The 23,241-nt window shown below is 40.0% G+C and carries 21 protein-coding genes; 12 read left to right on the top strand and 9 right to left on the bottom strand.

Translation table 11 applies throughout. The annotated features are described in order from the left end of the window. The first annotated feature begins 545 nt into the window (after positions 1-545). A complete protein-coding gene (locus AACW45_RS18005) occupies positions 546-2,810 on the top strand; it encodes a heavy metal translocating P-type ATPase (RefSeq protein WP_190633938.1) in 2,265 nt (754 codons plus the stop codon). A 72-nt stretch (positions 2,811-2,882) separates the two neighbouring features. After that, positions 2,883-3,497, top strand: coding sequence for a cupredoxin domain-containing protein (locus tag AACW45_RS18010; protein WP_313933785.1), 615 nt, complete (start codon positions 2,883-2,885; stop codon positions 3,495-3,497). Positions 3,498-3,664: 167 nt separating this feature from the next. On the opposite strand, the gene AACW45_RS18015 is transcribed toward AACW45_RS18010, so the two are convergent. Next, positions 3,665-3,913 carry a hypothetical protein gene (locus AACW45_RS18015; protein ID WP_190633940.1) on the bottom strand — a complete coding sequence of 83 codons (249 nt, stop codon included), beginning with the start codon at positions 3,911-3,913 and terminating at the stop codon, positions 3,665-3,667. Positions 3,914-4,237: 324 nt separating this feature from the next. On the opposite strand from AACW45_RS18015, the gene AACW45_RS18020 reads away from it, so the two are divergent. Beyond that, a complete protein-coding gene (locus AACW45_RS18020; protein WP_190633942.1) occupies positions 4,238-4,651 on the top strand; it encodes a heavy metal-responsive transcriptional regulator in 414 nt (137 codons plus the stop codon). Between the two features lie 153 nt (positions 4,652-4,804). Here the strand turns inward: AACW45_RS18020 and AACW45_RS18025 are convergent, their stop codons facing one another. Both AACW45_RS18025 and AACW45_RS18030 read right to left on the bottom strand, forming a co-directional pair. Continuing rightward, positions 4,805-5,263 (bottom strand): hypothetical protein, encoded by a 459-nt coding sequence (locus AACW45_RS18025; RefSeq protein WP_190633944.1) that lies wholly within the window; start codon positions 5,261-5,263, stop codon positions 4,805-4,807. Positions 5,264-6,016: 753 nt separating this feature from the next. Next, a complete protein-coding gene (locus AACW45_RS18030; RefSeq protein WP_190633946.1) occupies positions 6,017-6,250 on the bottom strand; it encodes a hypothetical protein in 234 nt (77 codons plus the stop codon). A gap of 464 nt (positions 6,251-6,714) precedes the next feature. Here AACW45_RS18030 and AACW45_RS18035 point away from each other — a divergent pair, with 464 nt between their 5' ends. Next, positions 6,715-7,134 carry an Hsp20/alpha crystallin family protein gene (locus AACW45_RS18035; protein ID WP_190633947.1) on the top strand — a complete coding sequence of 140 codons (420 nt, stop codon included), beginning with the start codon at positions 6,715-6,717 and terminating at the stop codon, positions 7,132-7,134. 179 nt (positions 7,135-7,313) lie between these two features. Here the strand turns inward: AACW45_RS18035 and AACW45_RS18040 are convergent, their stop codons facing one another. The 3 genes from AACW45_RS18040 to AACW45_RS18050 form a co-directional block, all read right to left on the bottom strand. After that, positions 7,314-7,628, bottom strand: a complete 315-nt coding sequence (locus AACW45_RS18040; protein WP_190633950.1) for a hypothetical protein — start codon at positions 7,626-7,628, stop codon at positions 7,314-7,316. Positions 7,629-7,761: 133 nt separating this feature from the next. Then, positions 7,762-8,496 (bottom strand): glutathione peroxidase, encoded by a 735-nt coding sequence (locus AACW45_RS18045; protein ID WP_190633952.1) that lies wholly within the window; start codon positions 8,494-8,496, stop codon positions 7,762-7,764. Positions 8,497-8,577: 81 nt separating this feature from the next. After that, a complete protein-coding gene (locus tag AACW45_RS18050; RefSeq protein ID WP_190633954.1) occupies positions 8,578-9,492 on the bottom strand; it encodes an alpha/beta fold hydrolase in 915 nt (304 codons plus the stop codon). A gap of 246 nt (positions 9,493-9,738) precedes the next feature. Between AACW45_RS18050 and AACW45_RS18055 the strand changes: the two genes are divergently transcribed. Together AACW45_RS18055 and AACW45_RS18060 are read left to right on the top strand one after the other, a co-directional pair. Beyond that, positions 9,739-10,011 (top strand): hypothetical protein, encoded by a 273-nt coding sequence (locus AACW45_RS18055; protein ID WP_190633956.1) that lies wholly within the window; start codon positions 9,739-9,741, stop codon positions 10,009-10,011. Positions 10,012-10,242: 231 nt separating this feature from the next. Further along, positions 10,243-11,409: a chemotaxis protein CheB gene (locus tag AACW45_RS18060; protein ID WP_190633958.1), complete on the top strand. Its 1,167-nt coding sequence runs from the start codon at positions 10,243-10,245 to the stop codon at positions 11,407-11,409. Positions 11,410-11,780: 371 nt separating this feature from the next. Here the strand turns inward: AACW45_RS18060 and ppk1 are convergent, their stop codons facing one another. Both ppk1 and AACW45_RS18070 read right to left on the bottom strand, forming a co-directional pair. After that, on the bottom strand, positions 11,781-13,955 hold the full coding sequence (gene ppk1, locus AACW45_RS18065; RefSeq protein ID WP_190633960.1) for a polyphosphate kinase 1: 2,175 nt from the start codon (positions 13,953-13,955) through the stop codon (positions 11,781-11,783). A gap of 497 nt (positions 13,956-14,452) precedes the next feature. Beyond that, positions 14,453-15,433 (bottom strand): magnesium transporter CorA family protein, encoded by a 981-nt coding sequence (locus AACW45_RS18070; protein ID WP_190633962.1) that lies wholly within the window; start codon positions 15,431-15,433, stop codon positions 14,453-14,455. Positions 15,434-15,881: 448 nt separating this feature from the next. Here AACW45_RS18070 and AACW45_RS18075 point away from each other — a divergent pair, with 448 nt between their 5' ends. The 6 genes from AACW45_RS18075 to AACW45_RS18100 all read left to right on the top strand — a co-directional run bounded on the left by AACW45_RS18075 (position 15,882) and on the right by AACW45_RS18100 (position 22,342). Continuing rightward, positions 15,882-16,679, top strand: a complete 798-nt coding sequence (locus AACW45_RS18075; RefSeq protein WP_190633964.1) for a peroxiredoxin-like family protein — start codon at positions 15,882-15,884, stop codon at positions 16,677-16,679. A 418-nt stretch (positions 16,680-17,097) separates the two neighbouring features. Next, positions 17,098-17,397 (top strand): hypothetical protein, encoded by a 300-nt coding sequence (locus tag AACW45_RS18080; RefSeq protein WP_190633966.1) that lies wholly within the window; start codon positions 17,098-17,100, stop codon positions 17,395-17,397. A 218-nt stretch (positions 17,398-17,615) separates the two neighbouring features. Next, the gene (locus AACW45_RS18085; protein WP_190633969.1) at positions 17,616-18,947 is read left to right on the top strand and encodes an AAA family ATPase; all 1,332 of its coding nucleotides are present in this window, start codon (positions 17,616-17,618) and stop codon (positions 18,945-18,947) included. Between the two features lie 199 nt (positions 18,948-19,146). After that, positions 19,147-21,639 carry a tetratricopeptide repeat protein gene (locus AACW45_RS18090; protein WP_190634025.1) on the top strand — a complete coding sequence of 831 codons (2,493 nt, stop codon included), beginning with the start codon at positions 19,147-19,149 and terminating at the stop codon, positions 21,637-21,639. 19 nt (positions 21,640-21,658) lie between these two features. After that, the gene (locus AACW45_RS18095) at positions 21,659-21,970 is read left to right on the top strand and encodes a DUF2281 domain-containing protein (RefSeq protein ID WP_190633972.1); all 312 of its coding nucleotides are present in this window, start codon (positions 21,659-21,661) and stop codon (positions 21,968-21,970) included. After that, positions 21,971-22,342, top strand: coding sequence for a type II toxin-antitoxin system PemK/MazF family toxin (locus AACW45_RS18100; protein WP_190633974.1), 372 nt, complete (start codon positions 21,971-21,973; stop codon positions 22,340-22,342). Between the two features lie 8 nt (positions 22,343-22,350). Here AACW45_RS18100 and AACW45_RS18105 read toward each other — a convergent pair whose 3' ends face one another. Then, positions 22,351-22,992 carry a Uma2 family endonuclease gene (locus AACW45_RS18105; RefSeq protein ID WP_190633976.1) on the bottom strand — a complete coding sequence of 214 codons (642 nt, stop codon included), beginning with the start codon at positions 22,990-22,992 and terminating at the stop codon, positions 22,351-22,353. Positions 22,993-23,241 lie beyond the last annotated feature (249 nt).

A 23,241-nucleotide genomic window follows, 5' to 3' on the forward strand; every position in this document is an offset into this window, starting at 1 on the left:
ATGAAATTAAAATAAAATATTTTTTTATATACAGCAGATTGCCAGTTTGTGAGGTACAAATTATCGTTGATTGTAGGGGCACTGGCACTGCCATGCCCCGAAGCGCATACCTCATTTACCTGAAATATGCTGTAAGTTTCTTCACAAAATTTTAGCGATCGCGCTTTTTATCCAAATTTAAATACTGTTTGCGCTACATCAATATATTCTAAAGGACATGGCATTGCCGTAGCCATAGCATCTGTCCCATTATTTTTGCAAATTGTTATTACCAACTCCAGGAACTTTAACGGAAATTTTTCCTGAGTTCAGTTACTCTAGACTAAACATAGGAATTTCTGCTTATACCAATTCAAATAATCTTGGCGACACATCAAAATATTCTAGAGGGCATGGCAGTGCCAGTGCCCCTACAATCTGTCGCATGATTTTTGCAAATTAGTATTAGTTCCAATTTTCTTCTTTACCCCCCTTGACACTCCAGTTCACTGGAGGATTCAAGATGAAATTAATCTTGAACACAATTTCATAATTGGAGCTTGCATATGGAAAATGCCACATTAAAGCTACGGGGGATGGGTTGCGCAGCCTGTGCTAAAAGTATAGAAGATGCTATTCGTTCTGTCCCTGGTGTGAATGAATGTATTGTCAATTTTGGAGCAGAACAAGCAACTGTAGATTACAATCCCAAAAAGACGGATTTACAAGCTATTCAAGATGCGGTGGATGCCGCCGGTTATGCAGCTTATCCCCTACAACCACAAAACTTGCTGGCGGGGGAAGATGATGAAGAAAAACGACATCGTCAGCAAGAATCCCGCGAATTACAGCGCAAGGTGACGCTAGGCGGCGTTATTAGCACTGTATTGCTAATTGGTTCCCTCCCGATGATGACAGGCTTAAATCTGCCTTTTATCCCTACATGGTTGCATAACCCTTGGTTGCAATTAATCCTGACAACTCCCGTACAGTTTTGGTGTGGTTACTCGTTTTACATTAACACCTGGAAAGCGTTAAAGCGTCATGCGGCAACGATGGATACTTTAATTGTTTTGGGTACAAGTGCCGCATATTTCTATTCTCTATTCGCCACATTGCTTCCCGGCTTTTTCATATCTCAGGGATTAATGCCAGATGTATATTATGAAACGGCAGCGATTGTGATTACCTTAATTTTATTAGGGCGATTGTTTGAAAATCGCGCCAAAGGACAAACTTCCGCAGCAATTCGCCAGCTAATCGGCTTACAGGCGAAAACTGCGCGGTTGATTCGCAACGGTGAAGAAATCGATGTACCCATTGAGCAAGTCGCAATTGGTGATGTAATATTGGTGCGCCCTGGTGAGAAAATTCCTGTGGATGGCGAAGTAGTAGCGGGGACATCCACAGTTGATGAAGCGATGGTAACCGGGGAAAGCATAGCAGTGAAAAAGCAACCGGGGGATGAAGTTATTGGTGCAACTATCAACAAAACCGGAAGTTTTCAATTTCGCGCTACCAGGGTAGGGAAAGATACTGTCTTGGCGCAGATTGTGCAGTTAGTACAGCAAGCCCAAGGTTCAAAAGCACCTATTCAAAGATTAGCAGACCAAGTTACCGGATGGTTTGTGCCGGCAGTAATTGCGATCGCGCTTTTTACCTTTATAATTTGGTACAACATCATGGGTAATATCACCCTGGCGTTGATGACTACAGTTGGGGTGTTAATTATCGCTTGTCCTTGTGCTTTAGGTTTAGCTACACCCACCTCGGTAATGGTGGGAACGGGTAAAGGTGCAGAAAACGGGATTTTAATTAAAGGTGCAGAAAGCTTAGAATTAGCACATCAAATTAAAACCATTGTTTTAGATAAAACCGGCACTATTACCCAAGGTAAACCAACAGTTACAGATTTTCTCACAGTTAATGGTACAGCTAACGGCAACGAAATTCAGTTAATTCAATTAGCTGCATCCTTAGAACGCAATTCTGAACATCCTTTAGCCGAAGCAGTTGTCAGATATGCTCAATCTCAAGAAGTAACATTAACAGAGGCGAGAGATTTTGAAGCAATTTCTGGGAGTGGTGTACAAGGTATTGTTTCTCACCAACTAGTGCAAATTGGTACCCAACGCTGGATGGAAGAATTGCAGATTCACACCCAAGCTTTGCAACCAGATAAAGAACGCTTAGAATATTTGGGTAAAACCGCCGTATGGTTAGCAATTGACGGCGAAATTCAAGGATTAATGGGAATTGCAGATGCAATTAAACCCACTTCCACCCAAGCGATAAAAGCATTACAAAAACTCGGTTTAGAAGTTGTTATGTTAACTGGTGACAACCGCCGCACCGCCGAAAGTATCGCGCGGGAAGTCGGGATTAAAAGGGTATTAGCCGAAGTGCGTCCCGATCAAAAAGCGGCTACAGTCCAAGCAATCCAAGCAGATGGTAAAATTGTAGCAATGGTTGGTGATGGAATTAACGATGCACCAGCTTTAGCCCAAGCCGATGTGGGTATAGCCATTGGTACAGGTACAGATATTGCGATCGCCGCCAGTGATATTACCTTAATATCTGGCGATTTACAAGGTATAGTCACAGCAATTCAACTCAGCCGCGCTACAATTCGCAATATTCGTCAAAATCTCTTCTTTGCCTTCATTTACAACGTCGCCGGAATTCCCATCGCCGCCGGAATTCTTTTCCCCTTCTTCGGTTGGTTACTTAATCCCATCATCGCCGGTGCCGCAATGGCTTTTAGTTCAGTTTCCGTAGTAACTAACGCCCTGCGTTTGCGTAACTTCCAAGCTAAAGGGGCTACGAGCTAGACAAATTGTAGAGACAAGGGTTATCGCGTCTCTAAACAAGCAAAGCGCAATAAAACAAGAGGTTTTTTCATAGTGAAGAAAACAGCATTAATCGGTAGTATAATTATTTTTGGGATATTATTCGGAATTGCATCTAGTAAAGCAGTTGCGCAAACATCCCACGAAGCGCATTCATCGCCAACAATCCAAACCCAGCAATTTCAACGCATTGAACAACCAATAGGAAATAAAATCGCCGTTACTCTTGGCGGATTGGGATTAATGGGTTTAGAAATTTGGTGGTTTTTGCTGAGTAAACCCAAATCTCAAACAGCAGTTGCAACAAAAGAAAATATTCAAGAAGTAACCATTACCGTTGATGGCGGATACGATCCCAGTCGAATTGTAGTGCAAGCCGGGACACCAGTACGCCTGAAATTTACCCGCACAGATCCCAGTAGTTGTTTAGAACAAGTAATAATTCCCGACTTTCGTATCGCCGCAGATTTACCCCTGAATCAAGTCACAACAGTAGAATTTACACCCGACACACCAGGCGAGTATGCTTTTAGTTGTGGAATGAATATGTTTCATGGTGCGATCGCAGTTCAAGCTGCAGAAAATAACTCAGAAAGAAACTTGGCGACAATTGCTAGTGTTGCTGACTTGCAAGAGCGAAAAGATTTTGCCGAAACTGATTCTTATTAGGGACTTCCAAGAAATAAATTATCCAATCTTGTGGGGTGGGCAGCGTTCGACTGAGCGCTCACGCCGAAGTCTTGCCCGCCTTTGACTATGGGCGGGCGAGACGCCCACCCCACAATAAATAGTTGTATATTTTTTTATTTGGAAGTCCCTTATTCGCAAAAAAGTACCTAAAAGTCGTATTTGGGTACTTCAAAGTCGTATTTGGGTACTTCAAAGTCGTATTTGGGTACTTCAAAGTCGTATTTGAGTACCTCAAAGTCGTATTTGGGTACTTCAAAGTCGTATTGGAGTACCTCAAAGTCGTACTTGGGTACTTCAAAGTCGTATTGGAGTTCTTCAAAGTCGTATTTGGGTACTCCAGAGTCACCAAAGTCATCGCGCCGTGGAGAGCTACCGGGCTTTAGACATGGGGGCAAGGCGCGTTTGCGTATTTATTACAACTCAATATTTCTCAGGCTTTGTTTGTTTAGCCCCAGGCTGTGAGCTGAAGACGTGGGAGCATCCCAATTTTGACGCAATACCCTCAAGGGTATTGCTATACCAACAAAGCCTGCCTTCGCAGGCTATCAAACTTTTAGCCTGCGAAGGCAGGCTTCGTATTTCTAGCCCCACCCTTATAGGGTGAGGGCGTTTTTGCACATTTGGGATGCTCCCGTTGACGTTAACGTTCTTGACTCTCCAGTCAAATGGAGAGTCTATCATAAAATCGATAATCATATCGCACTCAGGGTTTGGTAAGTATGTTAGCTCAAGCAGAAGCAAAGCAGATAGGTGTAGTTGCTAAAGAAAGCGGCGTACCGATTAAAACTATTCGCTATTATGAAGAACTTGGTTTACTCAAATCATCAGGAAGAACAGAAGGCGGATTTAGATTATTTAACGCTGATGTGTTAGAACGACTGCATTTTATTAAACGCGCTCAAAGTTTAGGATTAAGTTTATCGGAAATTAAAGAATTTTTAAACGTTCATGATAGCGGCAAACTACCTTGCGAACATATCAAGATGAGATTGGAAGATAAAGTAAAAGCTATTGATGAACAAATTCAGCAATTAATGATTTTGAGACAAGAATTATCTGGTTTGCTTTCCGGTTGGGAAATTAAACCAGATAAGCATCATTCCACTATTTGTCCTATTATTGAACATGAATAATCAAAGTTGCCAAATAATATAAGTAGAGTGGGCAATACCCACCCTACTTTAATTTGAGAAATCAAATATGAGTTTGATCGATGAATTTCCTACTACATACCCTAACAAAGCCAAAGATGTCTCACGCTTACCAGATGCTTGAGAAATGAAAAATTAGCTATTTGCGATTTGATCGTTAATCCTTTCAATTGCAAATGTGGGAGAGTCTGGCGAAATAAATGTTCCAAATAACCGTTCCCCATGTTTAAAAGCAGTAATTACAGGAAAAGGTGGGAAGATCCGTGGTGCAGGAATACTATAGTAAATTTCTGGATTTTCGCGATCGCTGCTGATAGCAATTGTATATTTATCACCATAAGCATTTTCAACTTCTGATTTGATGTTTGCTATTTGCTCTTGAAACATTCCATGATCGTACTCAGTGTAAAAGGATGGAAGCACCAGTAAAATTACAGTCTTGTCAGAGTGCAACACTGTGCCGTAAAAATTGTCCCGATTAACTTGTACCCAATCAGCAGCCAGCGCTGGAGATGGCAAAAACATCAAGCTACTCACAAGCACAAGCAAAAACATTGAAATTAATCGCCGTCCGATTTTAGCAAGACTTTTCATGGTTTTTCCCAATATATCGAACTTGTCTTGTATAAGATAACACTGCAAATTTTAAAAACTAGGACATTTAAAAAACTTCAATAAGTTCAACAAACTTTAATAAATTTAATATATGAATTTACAACCCATGCACATGGTAAATTCATGATTATTGCCGTCAATTGAGAGATACATATCAATTTTTCCTCTATATCTACACCATATTTAAGCCACATTTTTACACCGTGATTGAAGCTGAAAGTTGTTCTTACCAGTGTTCTGCAACTTTTTTAAAATGTCTCTATCTTTAGGGAGAAAATTAGATATTATCAACTTAATATCAATTTAAATATTGTCTGTGATACATCAATATATTCTAGAGAGCATGGCATTGCCATGCCCCTACAGTCTGTCGCATTCTTTTTTCAAATTGGTTTAATTTTTAATTAAATAATGTTAGTAAGACATCAAATATTTCTTATGGTAAAAAATGTTTTTACCCTACGTAGCTGTGAGGTTATTTGTGTAAAGTAGTATGATTAAGTTTAAGTTAAATTAAATAAATTTTAGCGTAATTCAATACATATTGAAGTATGAAGCCAATCTGATACTTTTGTGCTGCTCAAGACAGGAAGCCAGTAGAACACGGCGTAAATAAATCTACCAATTCAAACAGTCACAAGACTTGATATATTAAGCTTTTGACTGTTGACTGTTGACTGTTGACTGTTGACTGTTGACTTTAATTAGCTTTTCATCGGTTAACAGGATTTGCTATGCAGCAGCTTCATCTTGGTTCATCTGCTGCAACCATTCCCCAATGATTTGACGTTGAACAGCATTTACCTTGATACTTGCACAGCGTAGCGCCACTCTGGGGAAAATAGCGCGTAAATCAGCTAACATTTCCATTGTCTCGCAAGCTTCTAAGCAATCAGCAATGTAATCAATGGATTCTAGGGTGAGCCATTCGGGTGTCGCTTCTTTGTCGCAAATATGATACTTCATGATATGTCAGATTAGGCGATCGCATTTTCTATTCCCCACAAGGGGATAAATTTTCTCAATACCAGTCTAATTAGTATAACTTACTACCATATAATTTCTCACCAGCCAGTCTAGTCTTGAGTTTTCTTCAGCTATCTGCTGATGATGCTTTATTATAGCCCTCACATCAGTCAGCGAACAGGAAAGAATAGTTAGTCATCAGCCAAGATACTTTGAATCGCTGTAAATCTCTAATTTGAGAATATTAATTATAGGTAATTAGAGCAATTTACATTCTGGTTTACCGAACCGTAAAATTCGCGGAAACCGTAATATATTTTCCTGCATAATTGAGTTCGGTAATCATCACGATTGCGGTGATAAAAACCGAATTTACACAAGTTTTCATCGTGATTAATATAAGAATCAAAGCAACGAATTAAATCGTAACTCCAGTAAATAAACAATTAGAGGTTAGAAAAGATATGGCTATTTTACGTTACAACCCATTCGCTGAAATCGCTACAGTGCAAAGTCAAATTGATAAAATTTTTGAAGAGTTACAAGCACAAACCTTGAAGACTCCAGCAGCCGAATTGACGGAAACTGACGATGCTTTGTATCTCAGACTCGAACTACCTGGAGTAGCAGCTAAAGATGTAGATATTGAAGTAACTGAAAATGCTGTGAAGGTAGTAGCAGAAAGGAAAACTGAAAATCAAGAGCGGACTCGTTCTGAATTTTATTACGGTAAATTTCAGCGTGTAATTCCCCTAAAAGCGAGAATTCAAAATACCAATGTTACCGCAGATTATCAAGATGGTATTTTGACTTTGACATTACCCAAATCTGAGCAAGAAAAAAACAAGGTTGTCAAAGTTAATCTAGAACAACCTACTGCTTAGTTTGAAGCTTTTTCCTTCAATGGTTGATTGAGATAACTTAGAGCTTGGTAATAATATCACCAAGCTCTTTTTTTTCTATGATAGTACGCGCTTTGGGGCATGGCAGTGCCAGTGCCCCTACAATAAACACTTATCTGTACCTCACCAACTGGCAATCTGCGGTAATTACGAATTACAAATTATTCTGCTTTATTTTTACTCTGAGGTTGCTCTTGAATAGTAGCTATTCCATGTATACCAAGTCCCGTAATTAATCCGCCAATTAATCCCCAAGTTCCATCAGCAAATACATTAATCCGATGGGCTAAAGTGCGATGATAGGCATAATCTAATTGTCTATCACTCGCTTGCTTATTTCGTGCCAACTGTTCTATATAAATTTCCGCTTTTCCTAATGCTGCATAATCTAAAATAAACCAATAAAGCGATACCCCTACCACTGCTAAACCGGGGATAACCAAAGTAATTAAAAGAATTATTTTCCGTGTATTCATTTAACTGTAAAATTTACAAAAAAATAGGTTGAGCAAAATTTCCAAGTTCTTGAAGCTCACAGTCACCACAATCAACAGTCAACAGTCAACAATTTTCACCCTTGACTATTGACTATTGACTATAAACTATAAACTATCCTTTACCAAAATAAACTGCTAAAGCTTCCGAACCACCAATTAATTGTCCATCAATAAAGACTTGGGGTACTGTTGTTGCACCTGTAACTGCTTTTAAAGAATGAGTAGTTACATCTTTACCTAAGACAATTTCTTCATAATTTAAGCCATGTTCTTTGAGTAAAGCTTTAGCACGTGCGCAGTAAGGGCAACCTACTTTTGCAAATAAAGACACTAGTTTCGGCTTCACTGCTTGGGGATTAATATATCTGAGCATGGTTTCTGCATCAGATACCTTAAAGGGATCTCCTGGTTCTTCTGGCTCGATAAACATGTTATCAATTACACCATCTTTAACCAGCATGGAGTAACGCCAAGAGCGTTTACCAAAGCCCAGGTCTGATTTATCTACAAGCATTCCCATACCTTCAGTAAATTCACCGTTACCATCAGGTATTAAAATGATATTACTAGCTTCTTGGTCTTTTGCCCATTCATTCATCACAAAGGCGTCGTTGACAGAAATACAAACAATGTCATCAACACCATTTTCTTTAAACACATTCGCCAACTGGTTATAACCTGGTAGGTGGGTAGAAGAACAAGTTGGAGTAAAAGCGCCTGGTAAGGAGAAGACAACCACTGTTTTATCAGCAAACAAATCGTCAGTGGTGATATTTACCCACTGATTGTTTTGACGAGTACGGAATGTTACATTGGGGACTCTTTGTCCTCGGCGATTTGACAGCATAATACCTCCGAAAATTATCAATCAATGGATAGTATGAGGCGATCGCGAGTCTAAATGTCAATAAGTGTACAATTTTACCAGCTAGGAGCGGCTACCAGCAGGTTCAGCGATAAAAGGTGCGATCGCGGCTACAAATTCAGCAGTCGATTCATATGGTAGAACATTACGCCCAGTTAGTTTGATTCCTCGTCCATGAGGTAAACAGGCGAGGTAATCTGCTAGGCGTTCATCTGGAGTTTCGGCTTTACCTTCGCGGCTGATACTTGAGGCTTGTTCCCCAACGACAACTAATGTCGGTTGATGAATAGACGCAATTTCTTGACTATAATCTTGTCGCCAAAATCCCGCTAAAAAGGAAAAAACTGCATGGCGATTAGCAGTATTTTCTGCACCCGCTAATAACGCATTTAACCATTCTGCATCTACCGTATCGCCGGCAGCAAAAAGTTGCCGGGTTGAAAAAGAGCGCAAAAATTTTGGCGTGCGTGCATAAAGATAAAAAGCTTTACCAAAAGGTGAGTCAAACAAATTCCAAGCAAGTTTTTGTTGCCATTTTGGTGCTGTTTTCGTAATAGTCGCCCAAGCTGGAGGCCCAGCAAATATTAAGGAGTGAATTAACTGGGGTGATTTTTGCACCAACTTAATAACAATCGATAATAAAGCACCTTGTACTAAGATAATTACGGGTTTTTGAATTACATTTTGCAAAAAGTAATTTAACTGCTCTGCCCAATCATCGGGATTGTATGCTACATGGGGCATATCACTTTCACCACATCCCAATAAATCAGGATTATATATTTGGTTTTGCTGTCCAGATTGATACCATTCTCGACAAAATCTTTGCCAAAATTGCCGCGATAAACCTACGCCAACAGGATGAATTAGTAATAAGGGTATACCTTGAGGTGAAGAATTATTTAGTTGCTGAATTTCGTAAGCACAGCGATAATTTTGCCAAGTGTAAAATTGAGTATTAGATTGGTAATTTGTCATTGGTCATTTGTAAGTAACAACTCATAGGGACGGGGTGACTCCCCACATACAATTTGAGATAATTCATTCCAGCTACCATGAATAGAGCGGCGATCGCATCTACCCAGGTGCGTAAAAGTGTTTATCTAAATCCTGACAAAGGATAAATTAGGAGTTTTTGCAAATCTTTTATCGTAGCAGCTCTTAGATAGACTAAGCTTATGTTATGAGCAAAAAATTTCTCAAAGAATTGCCTTTACTTCTGTAATGTCTAACAGTTTTGATGATTGGCACGCGCCAAATCCAGTCATTCTTTCAGAGCCACCATTGGATGAAAGAATCAGGTGGTGTGTTCGAGAAGTCCATTTAGACAGTGAAGAAGCACAACAAGCCAGGGAAGAAGCGAGAAAGATTACTCAGGTAACTCAGCAGGCTAAGGCAAAAGCTCTACAGGCTCAGGAGGAAGCTAGACAAGCTAGGGAAAGAATCCAGCAAATTCAGGCGAAAGTTGCAAAGCTGGTGCAGAAAGCAGAAGAGTAAGCAGACAGATAAGGAACTTGTAATTAAAAAAATATATTATTGCTTTCTTGGCAAAGGGGAAGAGGCAAGGGAGCAGGCTTTTGACTTCGGCGTCAGCGTTCGACTAAGCGCTGACGCCAAAGTCCGAACGGGGGCAGGGGAGAAAAGCCTCTTCAATGCCCCATGCTCCATCCCCACTCGCCCTGAGGGAAGTCGTACTGCAAAGCAGAACCCGAAGGGTAGGGATGCCCCATGCCCATAACAAAATTAAATAAAAAAATGCATAGTAATAGACATCTGCAGAAATCAAAAATTGCGATTGTAGCGATCGCGGCATCTGCTGGTGGAGTTACAGCAGTGCGGAAGGTACTTTCTGGTTTACCTGCGGATTTTCCGGTACCGATTCTCTGTATGCAGCATCTGAGTATCACTGAAAGTAATGTGTTGGCGCAAGTATTACAGTTACGCACGAGTTTAACGGTATGCTGGGCACATCAAGGGGAACGACTCAAGCCGGGAGTGGTATATGTTTGCCCACCAGGGTATTATTTTGTGGTTCATAGCAACGGTACAATCTCTCTGGCTCTCCAATCCAGTAAACATGGTTGGCATCATGGAGTAAATTACTTTTTTGAGTCTGTAGCAGAGAGTTACGCAGAGCGCGCTGTTGTAGTTGTGATGACAGGTACAGGTAAAGGTGGTGCAGAAGGCGTGCAAACAATATCTCAACAAGGGGGAATTGTTCTGGCTCAAGATAAAGCTAGTTCTGTGGCTTTTGGTATGCCAGAAGCGGCGATCGCTACTGGTTGCGTTCACCAAATTTTACCCCGAGAAGCGATCGCTCCTTTATTGGTGAGTTTGGTATGTGAGGGCAATGCTTTATCATCAACCCAACTCCACAACACCACATCACTGTACCCGCAGTTACCGATATCGCCCATGTTGCAAGACGCACTGGAGAATTTATTAGAAAGAGCGATCGCTATGCACCGCACGGATATGGGCTACATTCATCTATTTGATAAAGATACCTGTACTCTGTTACTAGCAGTGCAATGCGGCTTTGATGCCAGATCCCTCGATAATTTACATACAGTCAGCATCGCTGAATATTCACCCTGCATTGCTGCTTTGTGTTCTGGTGAGACTGTGATTGTTGAAGATATGGAAACTGATACCAATTTCCTTAGCGATCGCGCGATCGCCAAAGCATCTGGATATCGCGCCACTCAATCTAAACCCCTCACCACTCAAAGAGGTAATTTAGTTGGTGTCTTGTCTACCCATTTTCGCCAACCCCGGCGATTTTTACCCTGGGAAATGAATCTCTTGGATATGCACGCCCGTCATGCGGCTGATGTGATTGCACTGTTTCAAGGAGAAAATGTTAACAATTCAAAATTCAACATTCAAAATTAAAGGGGAGCATCCCAATTTTGACGCAATACCCTAGAAGGGTATTGCTATACCAACAAAGCCTGCCTTGGCAGGCTAAAAGTTTGATAGCCTGCCAAGGCAGGCTTCGTATTTCTAGCCCCACCCTTATAGGGTGAGGGCGTTTTTGCACATTTGGGATGCTCCCAATTAAAGACAATTTCAGACGGGGATTTAAACCCTGACTGAAAATTCTACTACTTATAGACGTAGGGATATTAAACCCTTTTATGGACGATAATTCCTAAAAATCGGGAGAATTGGCAACAAATCAGGTGTTTATCTGTAACTCATACCAATTCTCCAACATTCAGCAACAGATCCCAACTCAAAAACCCTTGCTAAATATGGCTTTCTTAATTTTGAATTGTCAACAATTTATTAGTGGATAATTGTTGTATCTTTTCCATGAGCATCTTTTGCGAACTCCGTTCTACTCCATCTTCCTGGGGACGACGTTGGATATAAGAACCATCTGATTGTAGTTCCCAAGCTTGTCGATTATCTGTCCACATAATTGCTAATATATTGTGCAAAGTTTGCACAATCTCAACATCTTCTACAGGTGTAACTGCTTCTACGCGGCGATCTAAATTACGTGGCATCCAATCGGCACTACCAATGTATACTTCACTTTGTGCATCATTTGCAAAGTAAAATATCCGCGAATGTTCTAAAAATCGCCCTATAATACTAATAACGCGAATATTTTCACTCACTTCGGGAATTCCCGGACGCAAACAACAAATACCTCGGATAATCAAGTCAATCTTTACCCCAGCTTGAGAAGCGGCGTATAGACTAGCAATAATTTGCGTATCGACCAAAGAATTCATTTTGGCGATAATATGACCGCTTTTGCCGTTTTTACAGTATTCGATTTCTCTGTGGATTAAGGCGATAATGCGATCGCGCATATTCACAGGCGATACTAATAATTTACGATAAGACTCTTGGCAAGAATAACCTGTCAAATAATTAAATAAATCAGTTAAATCTGCACCTAAATCTTCTCGACAACTTAATAACCCAACATCAGTATATAAATTAGCTGTTTTCGGATTATAATTTCCCGTCCCAATATGCACATAGCGCCTGATTTCTTCTCCTTCTTGACGCACTACCAACACAATTTTTGTGTGCGTTTTCAGTCCAACTAATCCATAAATAACATGCACCCCAGATTTTTCTAACTGTGTAGCCCAAGTAATATTATTCTCCTCATCAAACCGGGCTTTGAGTTCAACAATCACAGCAACTTGTTTACCACTTTCAGCCGCCATTATCAGAGAATTAATAATATCAGAATCTCCAGAAGTGCGATAAAGTGTCATCTTAATTGCTAAGACATGAGGATCGCGAGCAGCTTGGGCGATAAATGTTTCTACAGAGCTACTAAATGATTCATAGGGATGATGGACTAATAAATCCTTTTGCTGAATTACCTCAAAAATATTGTGATATGGGCTATCTACATTGGCAATTTTCTGCTGCTGATGTAAATGGCGTAACCGAGAAGGAATCACAGGTTTCCAACTAGGATCTTTCAAATTAGGTAAAGGTAATTTCAATAAGGACATTAAATCTTTTAAATTTAATAAGCCGTTGATTTCGTAAATATCACTTTCAGTCAATTCCATTTCTGCTGTGAGCATCTGTCTCACAGACTTAGGCATTGATGGTTGAATTTCTAATCGCACTACCGAACCATCAAAGTGACGCTTACGTAATTCTTGTTGAATTGCTAATAATAAATCATCAGCCTCTTCTTCCGCTAATTCTAAATCAGCATCGCGAGTTAGGCGAAACAGATGATATTCTTTAATAATCATCCCCGGAAATAGAAATTCTAAATTATGAGCAATAATTTGCTCTAGAGGTACAGCTGTCCAGTAGCTCAATTTACCATTTTGTAGTTGCAATTCCTGGGGTAGAGAAATAAACCGAGGCAGAATATTCGGGACTTTTACTCTGGCAAACTTTTCTTCGCCTGTATTGGGAGCTTTAACTACCACTGCTAAATTCAGGCTGAGATTTGCCATTAAGGGAAAGGGATGACTAGGATCTACTGCTAGTGGTGTTAGTACTGGAAACAGCTTTGTTTGAAATATTTGTGTTAAATAATGACGCTGTTCTTGATTAGTATCGATGTAATTTAAAAGATGAATACCATTTGCAGCCATTTCTTTGCGTAACACCTGCTCAAAGTGATGATGCTGTTCAATCACCATTGGATGTAGGCGTTGATAGATTGCTTTTAATTGTTCTTGTGGCGTTAGTCCATCGCTATTTTGCTGCAATACCTGTGCTTGAACTTGTTCTTTGAGAATGGCGACACGCACCATAAAAAACTCATCTAAATTAGAACTGAATATAGCCGTAAATTTCAGTCTTTCTAATAATGGATTGCGAATATCTAGCGCTTCGTGGAGAACTCGCCGATTAAATTCTAACCAGCTAAGTTCTCGATTAAAGTAATAATCAGCACTATTTAAATTAAGGTCTTTGCTAGCCTTTTTTGCTTTACTCATAATTATTGTGTTTATTAAATTAAGATTTTCACTGTGAAATTATTTCCCTTACAATACCACGACCTAGTTCTATTTAATCAACTCTATTTAAGCTTTAAATCCTCAAGTTTTAGAAGATTTTTTAGCTGGGTTTTGTTTTAATTATAGTTAAGCCAAGGTTTACTCAAGGTTAAATATATATTTATTTAAATTTGTCCTAAATAATATCAACCAGCCTCAATGGAGATTTTAGAAAACTATCTCAGGGTAGATGAAAGATACAAAAATTACAAAATATATTTTTTTAACTACCTTGCAAATGTCGTTAATTAAACTACTTGAAAATTGCTGTTATACCGATTTTTTCTGAGGCTGCATAGACTTCGATCCCCCCTAGCTACAAATGTAGGTTGGGTTGAGGAACGAAACCCAACACCCCAACGCCTTGTATATGTTGGGTTTCACGACCTTATACCCAACCTACGCATCTATTTGAGAATTACTGTTACGTAATATTGCTAAAGCCAGCGTTGTTTTTTAGCATACATGATACTACCAATCACAATTATAACCATCACAACAATTACCATCGGATAACCCCAATGTTGCTCTAATTCCGGCATATATTTAAAGTTCATACCATAAAAGCCAGAAATAAAAGTGAGTGGTAAAAATATTGTCGAAAGGATAGTTAAACGATTAATGCGTTCGCTGGTTTTACTAGCAATATTATCCCGTTGAATTTCCAGCAATTCTGACATCCAAATTCTTAAGGCTTGATATTCTTGTAAAAGTTTATCGACTTGATGCACTAATTCTTGTTGAAACAGTTCTTTAACTGGGTGACTTAACCATTGAAAATCCTCATAATCCATCATGACTAAAAGTGATTTGATGCTTTGAAAATTTCGCCGTCCGCAGCGAGTCGATTGTCGCATCGTCGCAATCTTTTTATAAGTTAATTCATCACCAGAGTTATCTAAAACAGCATCTTCTAAATCATCAAGCTGCCTAGAAATATAGTCAAATACATTATGATAATTATTGAGGATATCTTTATAAATTAAATATAAAAGATAATCTATGCCAAAATTTTTTATATCTAAAATTCCCTTTTGAAGATTATTATTAAGAATAGTGAGAATTCTAATTTCTGTAGTTTCAAAAGTGATAATAAAATTATTTCTGACTATAATACTGCCACGCGCTATCTCAAAATCGCGATTTTTGATTTGATTAGTCATAATTTCATAGCTATCAAATAAACAATCTTCTATCTCTTCATCAATACCTATGGGAAAATGGTTAAAAATCATATCAACGCGAGATGGATTAATTCCAAAGTGGTTGATAATTTTGGCAATGGCAGTGCGATCGCGAAAGCGAAGACAGCGCAACCAGATATTGTCACAGCTACTAATTCTTTCCAGGATGACATCAACATCTTTACTAGAGAAGGCTTCCAGATGATTTTGGGAAAAAGTGAGGAGAATTAGCATATAGCAATCCTAATGAAGCCGTGCAAAACCCGGTGACTGACAATCTACCTGGAGAATTGTTTCACCTCTGTTTCTGTCATTGTCAGTAATTAAACTATTACAGGTCTGTTTTTAGATTAAGAAAAGGTTATGAAAACTGCCAGCCTCTCTATTTGCTCAATCTATCTAGTAGTCTGTCAGGGTTGAAATGAGGGACAGTAGTGTGAGCGTCTCGCTCACGCGGGCAAGACTTCGGCGTGAGCGCTCAGTCGAACGCTGCCCGCACTACCAAAAACCCCTCAAAACAAAATTGACAGACTACCAGATTGTAGGGGCACTGGCACTGCCATGCCCCGAAGCGCGTACTCATTTACCTGAAATCTGCTGTAAACCCAGAGTAGGGGCGGGTTTATGGGTAATTGTCGATTAGGCTAAAATTTGCATAGCAAAATAGCAGTTAATCTTGGTAATGAATCCCTATAATATCCTTCAGCAGACCGAACTTCAGCGCGTGAGTGATGGCATCACCCTACCCATACTAGAAAATTGTGAGACTGCTTCCCATATCCTTGTTTTAGTCTGGCCGCAACTGGGGGATTTTGATAGTCTGGAATATGCTTGGTGGTTACAGCGCGAAGCAACAAAATTTCCTGCGGAACAACTCGCTATTCGTGCAGTGGGAATAGGCGATCGCACTTCGGGAACAAAATTCTGTGAATATACAGGATTTTCACCCCAACATTTATTTATGGAACCTGATGCTAAATTACATCAACAACTCAAACTTTATTCTGGGTTGAATCTGGCTGTTCCTGGACTTTCGGTATCTGTGAAAGCTTGGCTTAATCTCATGTTAATGTGTGCGGGGTTAGGCAGTCCGGGAACCCTCAAAGAAGTTTTTCGTGGATACCGGGGAGATCGTCAAGCACCGCAACTTATTGGCGATGATGAAATTATTCAAGGTACTCCCCTACCTGCTTTTAAAGGCTCATTTTTCCAATTAGCTGGTGGCGGTGGGTTTCAACGCCCCTTTGAATTAGCTACTCTGCGACTGCGAAATATGGTAGAAGTGCTGCGCAATTGGCAGACTTATGTACCTAACTCTGCATACTTAACTCAGCGAGGAGGAACTTTTTTGTTTAATTCCCAAGGCGAGTTACTGTATGAACATCGCGATCCAGGGATTCTCGGCTTTGCAGCTAATATGAGTCAGCCTTTATCATTTTTATCCTTAATTGATCGAGATACCTTTACCGCTACGCACTGATTTCTGATAGGCGTAGGTTGGGTTGAGGGACGAAACCCAACATTTTCGGCGCTGGTTAGGGACTTCCAAATAAAAAAATATTCCAATCATTAACTTACCAAACCCGCAACTCGTAGGGGCGGGGTTACCCCGCATAGGTGTCAATTTAAGTTAAAAATAGCCTCACTCTTAGCTTTGTCACCCGCCTGAGAATGAATTCTCAGGCTAATAGCCCAAGTCTACTGAAGTAGACTCAAGATTTTGAGAATATTTAGTCATCTTTAGATGACTTTGGCTATTAGCAAGGAACTTCAGTTCCTTGCGGTAGACTGGTTTTGCGTTAAGTTGACACCAATGGGGATTACCCCGCCCCTACAATTTGGCATAATTTATTTTTTGGAGTTTCCTTAACGAGTCTTGGAACCTGGTTAATGAGTCTTTGAGCCTGGTTAATGAGTCTTTGAGCCTGATTAATGAGTCTTTGAGCCTGGTTAATGAGTCTTGGAACCTGATTAATGAGTCTTTGAGCCTGATTAATGAGTCTTTGAGCCTGATTAATGAGTCTTGGAACCTGGTTAATGAGTCTTGGAACTTGGTTAATGAGTCTTGGAACCTGGTTAATGAGGATATTTTCTTCGTTAATGAGCGTTTGAGCCTCATTTTTCAAGTAGGGTGTGTTACGCCGCAGGCTAACGCACCGTCAATTTTAGTAATACTTGGCGCTAAAGTCATAACCTAATACCGTTCAGTTAGCGTCAAAAACCTTAAACCGCGTAGGTTGGGCTTACCGTGTGTAAACCCAACAAATCGGCGAAAATGTTGGGTTTCGTTCCTCAACCCAACCTACGTTTATCTTTAACTGAACCGTATTGAGTCATAACCCACCCGAAAATTTAATTCTCTACCTATCTCCGTAAATTTGCGATAATATGGCGCTAAAATCGGAAACTCAGATTTATGGTTGCGGATTTTGCCCTATTAAAGCGGATATACAATGCTTTTGATCCATTTCGCCCCTTACCCGCAGGAGATCCGGCTTATGTTGATTGTACAGAAGTGCGGGGAGATGGAGACATATTAGTAGAAGTAGGTAGAGAGATTTTGTATTCTGACAGAATGACCTCTCAATTATATGCAGGTCATCGCGGTGCGGGGAAATCTACAGAATTACTGCGGTTACAGCAACATTTAGATGAGCAAGGTTGCTTTGTAGTATATTTTCCCGCCGATGAACAAGATATCGATCCAGAAGATGCCCAATATACAGATATTCTGTTAGCTTGTACCCGCCATTTACTAGAATCATTAAAAGATACCACTTCCCCAGCTAGTTTATTAAACTGGTTAAGCGATCGCTGGCAAGACTTAAAAGATTTAGCATTAACAGAAGTTTCCTTACAAAGCTTAAGTATAGAAGGGCAAATTGCCCAATTCGCCAAATTAACCGCAAACTTGCGCACAGAACCCACCCAACGCCAAAAAATCCGCGATCGCGTCAATCCCCATACAATTACTTTAATTGCAGCTTTAAATGAATTTATTCAAGACGCTAAAAAGAACTTACCTTCAGGATATTCTCAACTGGTATTAATTGCTGATAACTTAGACAGAATTGTACCCATCCCTCAAGAAGATGGACGCAGCAATCACGACCAAATTTTTCTCGATCGTAGCGAACAACTCCAAGCTTTAGATTGTCATTTGCTGTATACAATACCCATTTCTTTACTGTATTCTAACCGTGCTGCTGACCTAGCGAATATTTATGGTAATACTCAGGTATTGCCGATGATTATGATACAAACGCCAGATAATCAACCATACCAAAGGGGTATTAATAAAGTTACAGAAATTCTGCAAAAACGTCTGAGTTTGATAGATCCAAGCTTATCTATTGTCGATATGTTTGAGCAGCGAGAAGCTTTAGAAAGATTATGCCTCATGAGTGGAGGTCATGTCAGAAATTTATTATTATTAATGAAGGAGGCGATTAAATACACTAACAGTTTACCTATTCCTACCAGAGCTTTACAGCGTTCATTTAGCGAGTTACGAAATACTTATCGTAATACGATTTTTGCCAATGAATGGGAAGCACTGGCAAATGTGTATTATTCTAAAGAAATTAAAAATGATGCTTTGTATCGAGGCTTATTATTTAATCGCTGTATTTTAGAATATCGTTATTTAAATGGAGATGGAGAAAGTCAAGTTTGGTATGATATTCATCCTCTCATTAAGGGAATTAAGGAATTTCAAGATACCTTTAATCGGTTGTATCCGGCATAGAACGCAACACCCTGAAGGGTGTCGCTATACGAACGAAGCCCACCTGCGTGGGCTGTATTATAATTTTATATAAAGATATATACAATTAGAAATTGTGTAGGTTGGGTTGAGAAACGAAACCCAACATTTTCGGCGATTTGTTGGGTTTCACTACGTTCAACCCAACCTACAATTATCTTTAACTGAACTGTATTGGATTATGACCCTAGAACTGACGGATTGGGATCGGGATTTACCAACAGAAGGAGATGAAGAATATAAAGCCTTAATCCGCACGCTGAATTTTACAGAAGGCTTTGGCTTATTATTTGTTCGTTGCTCTCCGGCTGAGGGTGAGCAGTTAATTAGCAAAGTGAAAGAAGATATTCCCAATAAAAAAATTGCAGTTCTACGACTTGAGCAAGCTGTGAATAATTTATATGAAATAATTGATAATTTAGATAATAAAAAAGAAATAAATATTTTATTTATTACAGGATTAGAGCAGTCGTTTTATGCATATGAAGAGTGCAAAAGCTTTGCAGGTTGGAATAGTAGAGATATTTATTCATACAGTTGGAAGGGTGTACCGCCTGTTTTAATTAACCTCAACCAACAGCGAGAACGGTTTAGAGATAACTTTAATATCTGTTTTGTATTCTTGCTACCGATATTTGCAATTAAATATTTTATTCAACGTGCGCCTGATTTTTTTGATTGGCGTTCTGGGTTATTTGAATTTCCTATAGATGCGGAAACTTTAGCACAAGAGTCATCACGCATTATTCAGGATGGTGATTATGAAAAATATCTCAAGCTAACCTCAGAAGAAAGAACTCGAGCAATATTAGCAATTCAAGAATTAATAGCAGCAGAGCATCAAACACCTGAGCGTCAATGTGATTTACTGATTAATTTGGGACAATTGCAATCTGCTGGACAAAATTATAAAGAAGCGATCGCCAACTTTGACAAAGCCTTGGAATTTAAACCTGATTACCACGAAGCTTGGTACAACCGGGGATATGCGCTACGGAATTTAGGACGCTATGAAGAAGCAATTGCTTCCTATGACAAAGCCTTGGAATTTAAACCTGATGACCACCAAGCTTGGTTCTTCCGGGGATATGCGCTAGGGAATTTAGGACGCGATGAAGAAGCAATTGCTTCCTATGACAAAGCCTTGGAATTTAAACCTGATTACCACCAAGCTTGGTTCAACCGGGGGTATGCGCTAGGGAATTTAGGACGCGATGAAGAAGCAATTGCTTCCTATGACAAAGCCTTGGAATTTAAACCTGATTACCACTATGCTTGGTTCAACCGGGGGTATGCGCTAGGGAATTTAGGACGCTATGAAGAAGCAATTGCTTCCTATGACAAAGCCTTGGAATTTAAACCTGATTTCCACCAAGCTTGGAACAACCGGGGGAATGCGCTAGGGAATTTAGGACGCTATGAAGAAGCAATTGCTTCCTATGACAAAGCCTTGGAATTTAAACCTGATGACCACGAAGCTTGGTACAACCGGGGATATGCGCTAGGGAATTTAGGACGCTATGAAGAAGCAATTGCTTCCTATGACAAAGCCTTGGAATTTAAACCTGATTTCCACCAAGCTTGGTTCTTCCGGGGATATGCGCTACGGAATTTAGGACGCGATGAAGAAGCGATCGCATCATACGACAAAGCCTTAGAGATTAAACCTGATGACGACTACGCTTGGAACAACCGGGGGATTGCGCTAGAGAAATTAGGACGCTATGAAGAAGAGATCGCATCATACGACAAAGCTTTAGAGATTAAACCTGATGACGACCAAGCTTGGTACAACCGGGGGATTGCGCTACGGAATTTAGGACGCTATGAAGAAGCGATCTCCAGCTATGACAAAGCCTTGGAATTTAAACCAGATGACCACCAAGCTTGGAACAACCGGGGGATTGCGCTACGGAATTTAGGACGCAATGAAGAAGCGATCGCCAGCTATGACAAAGCCTTGGAATTTAAACCAGATGACCACCAAGCTTGGAACAACCGGGGGAATGCGCTCGGGAATTTAGGACGCAATGAAGAAGCGATCTCCAGCTATGACAAAGCCTTGGAATTTAAACCTGATTACCACCAAGCTTGGAACAACCGGGGGATTGCGCTACGGAATTTAGGACGCAATGAAGAAGCGATCGCCAGCTATGACAAAGCCTTGGAATTTAAACCAGATTACCACCAAGCTTGGAACAACCGGGGGTATGCGCTCGGGAATTTAGGACGCTATGAAGAAGCGATCGCCAGCTATGACAAAGCCTTGGAATTTAAACCTGATTACCACCAAGCTTGGTACAACCGGGGGTATGCGCTCGGGAATTTAGGACGCTATGAAGAAGCGATCGCCAGCTATGACAAAGCCTTGGAATTTAAACCAGATGACCACGAAGCTTGGTACAACCGGGGGAATGCGCTCGGGAATTTAGGACGCTATGAAGAAGCGATCGCCAGCTATGACAAAGCCTTGGAATTTAAACCAGATGACCACGAAGCTTGGTACAATCAAGCCTGTTATTATGCTGTCAAAGGTGATATTGAGCAAGCATTTGAAAACCTGCAAACAGCAATTAAGCTTAATCCAGAAAAATGTCGTGAATGGGCAAAAACTGACTCTGATTTTGATAGCATTCGGGATGATGAGCGCTTTCAAGCATTGATTCAACAATAGCTAATGAGCAATTAAACATATGTCTGACACCATCAATATTGAACAAGCTATATTAGAAAATCTCCGCAGTCTCTCCCATGAAAAGCAACAAGAAGTGCTGGATTTTGTGGAGTTTCTTGTTCAAAGAACTATAAATCAAAACCAGTTAGTTGATGAAACTGTATCCCAACCGCAACAAAGATTATCTCTCCAAGAAATTGCTAGGCTACCAATCGCAGAACGCCACAAAATACTTAAACCTTTTATCGCCGCCACCGCCGAAGATTTTTTAAATGACCCGGAATTAACAGAGTTTTCAGTTTTAGATGGCGAAGATTGGGAGATAGAATAAATGAATAATCCCAAAAAAGGTGAGATTTGGTTAGTGCAACTCGACCCCACCAGAGGACAGGAAATTCAAAAAACTCGCCCTGCTGTTGTAATTAGTTCTGATATTTTCAGTTCTATTCCAATGCGGATGATTGTTCCGGTGGCAACATGGCAACCTAAATTCCAAAATCGCCCTTTCATGATTCCCATTCAGCAAACTGATGAAAATGGCTTAGATTCAAACTCAGCAGGTAATGTTTTGCAAGTTCGTAGTGTAACAACTGAGCGATTTGTAAGGTGTTTAGGGAAAGTATCCGCAGCCATTATGCAAGAATTACTAACTGCTTTATTTCTTTGCGTTGATTACGATCCTGAAAACACAAACTCAAATTAAACGCGATATTATATTTGCTCTCTTACCCACTTTCTAAATGCTCTTAATGCTGGACTTCTCCCCACAGTTCGGCTTTGTTCAACAAAACGAAGAATTGTTTCCACAATAGGCAAGTTAGAAAAATTAGGACTCATTTCTGATTGAATATATTTACCATCCCGAAGAAGATTAATTTGTAACATGCCATCTTCATATAACCAAAGTTCAGGGACTCTTAAAGCTTCGTAAGCTTCCAGTTGAGTTTTAGAAGTAACATCAACTTCAATTACTAAATCAGGTGGTGGATCGACTGTTAAATCAATGCGCTCTTTACCAATCATTTGAGCATGATTTTGAATGTAAAATGAATCATCCGGCTCTACACCACAAGCCATGTCTTCACGTTTAAAGGTAGTTGAGCCAAAATTTTCACAGTCAATCTCTAATTCCTCCAACAAAATTTTTACTAAATCCCCAATAATAACTTTAGCTACCTCATGCTTTGGTAATGGCATTCTCATCTCCAAAGTTCCCTGGCTGTAAGCTAATCGCGCTGCTCGACGCTCGCCAAGTTCTGCTAAAATTGCTTCAAATTCTTGCCAACTAACATTGTGAAGCATCACTCTGTGTCCCGGCGGAACACTTAATTGTCGTAATTGAAGTGTTACCATTACTAACCACTAAATTGAAGTAGTAGGGTGTGTTATGCCATAGGCTAACGCACCATCCGAGATTTTCGGTGCGTTAAACTTCGTTATAACGCACCCTACAAAAGCTTACTATCGAAAGGGCACAGCATTACTCATACGTGTCAACTTAAGCTATAAATAGCCTCTCGAATAGCTTTGTCACCCGCCTTGGAATGAATTCCAAGGCTAATAGTTCAAGTCTACTGAAGTAGACTAGGGATTTGTGAGAAT

The organism is Calothrix sp. FACHB-168 (assembly GCF_963889195.1).
Lineage (GTDB): Bacteria > Cyanobacteriota > Cyanobacteriia > Cyanobacteriales > Nostocaceae > Aulosira > Aulosira anomala_A.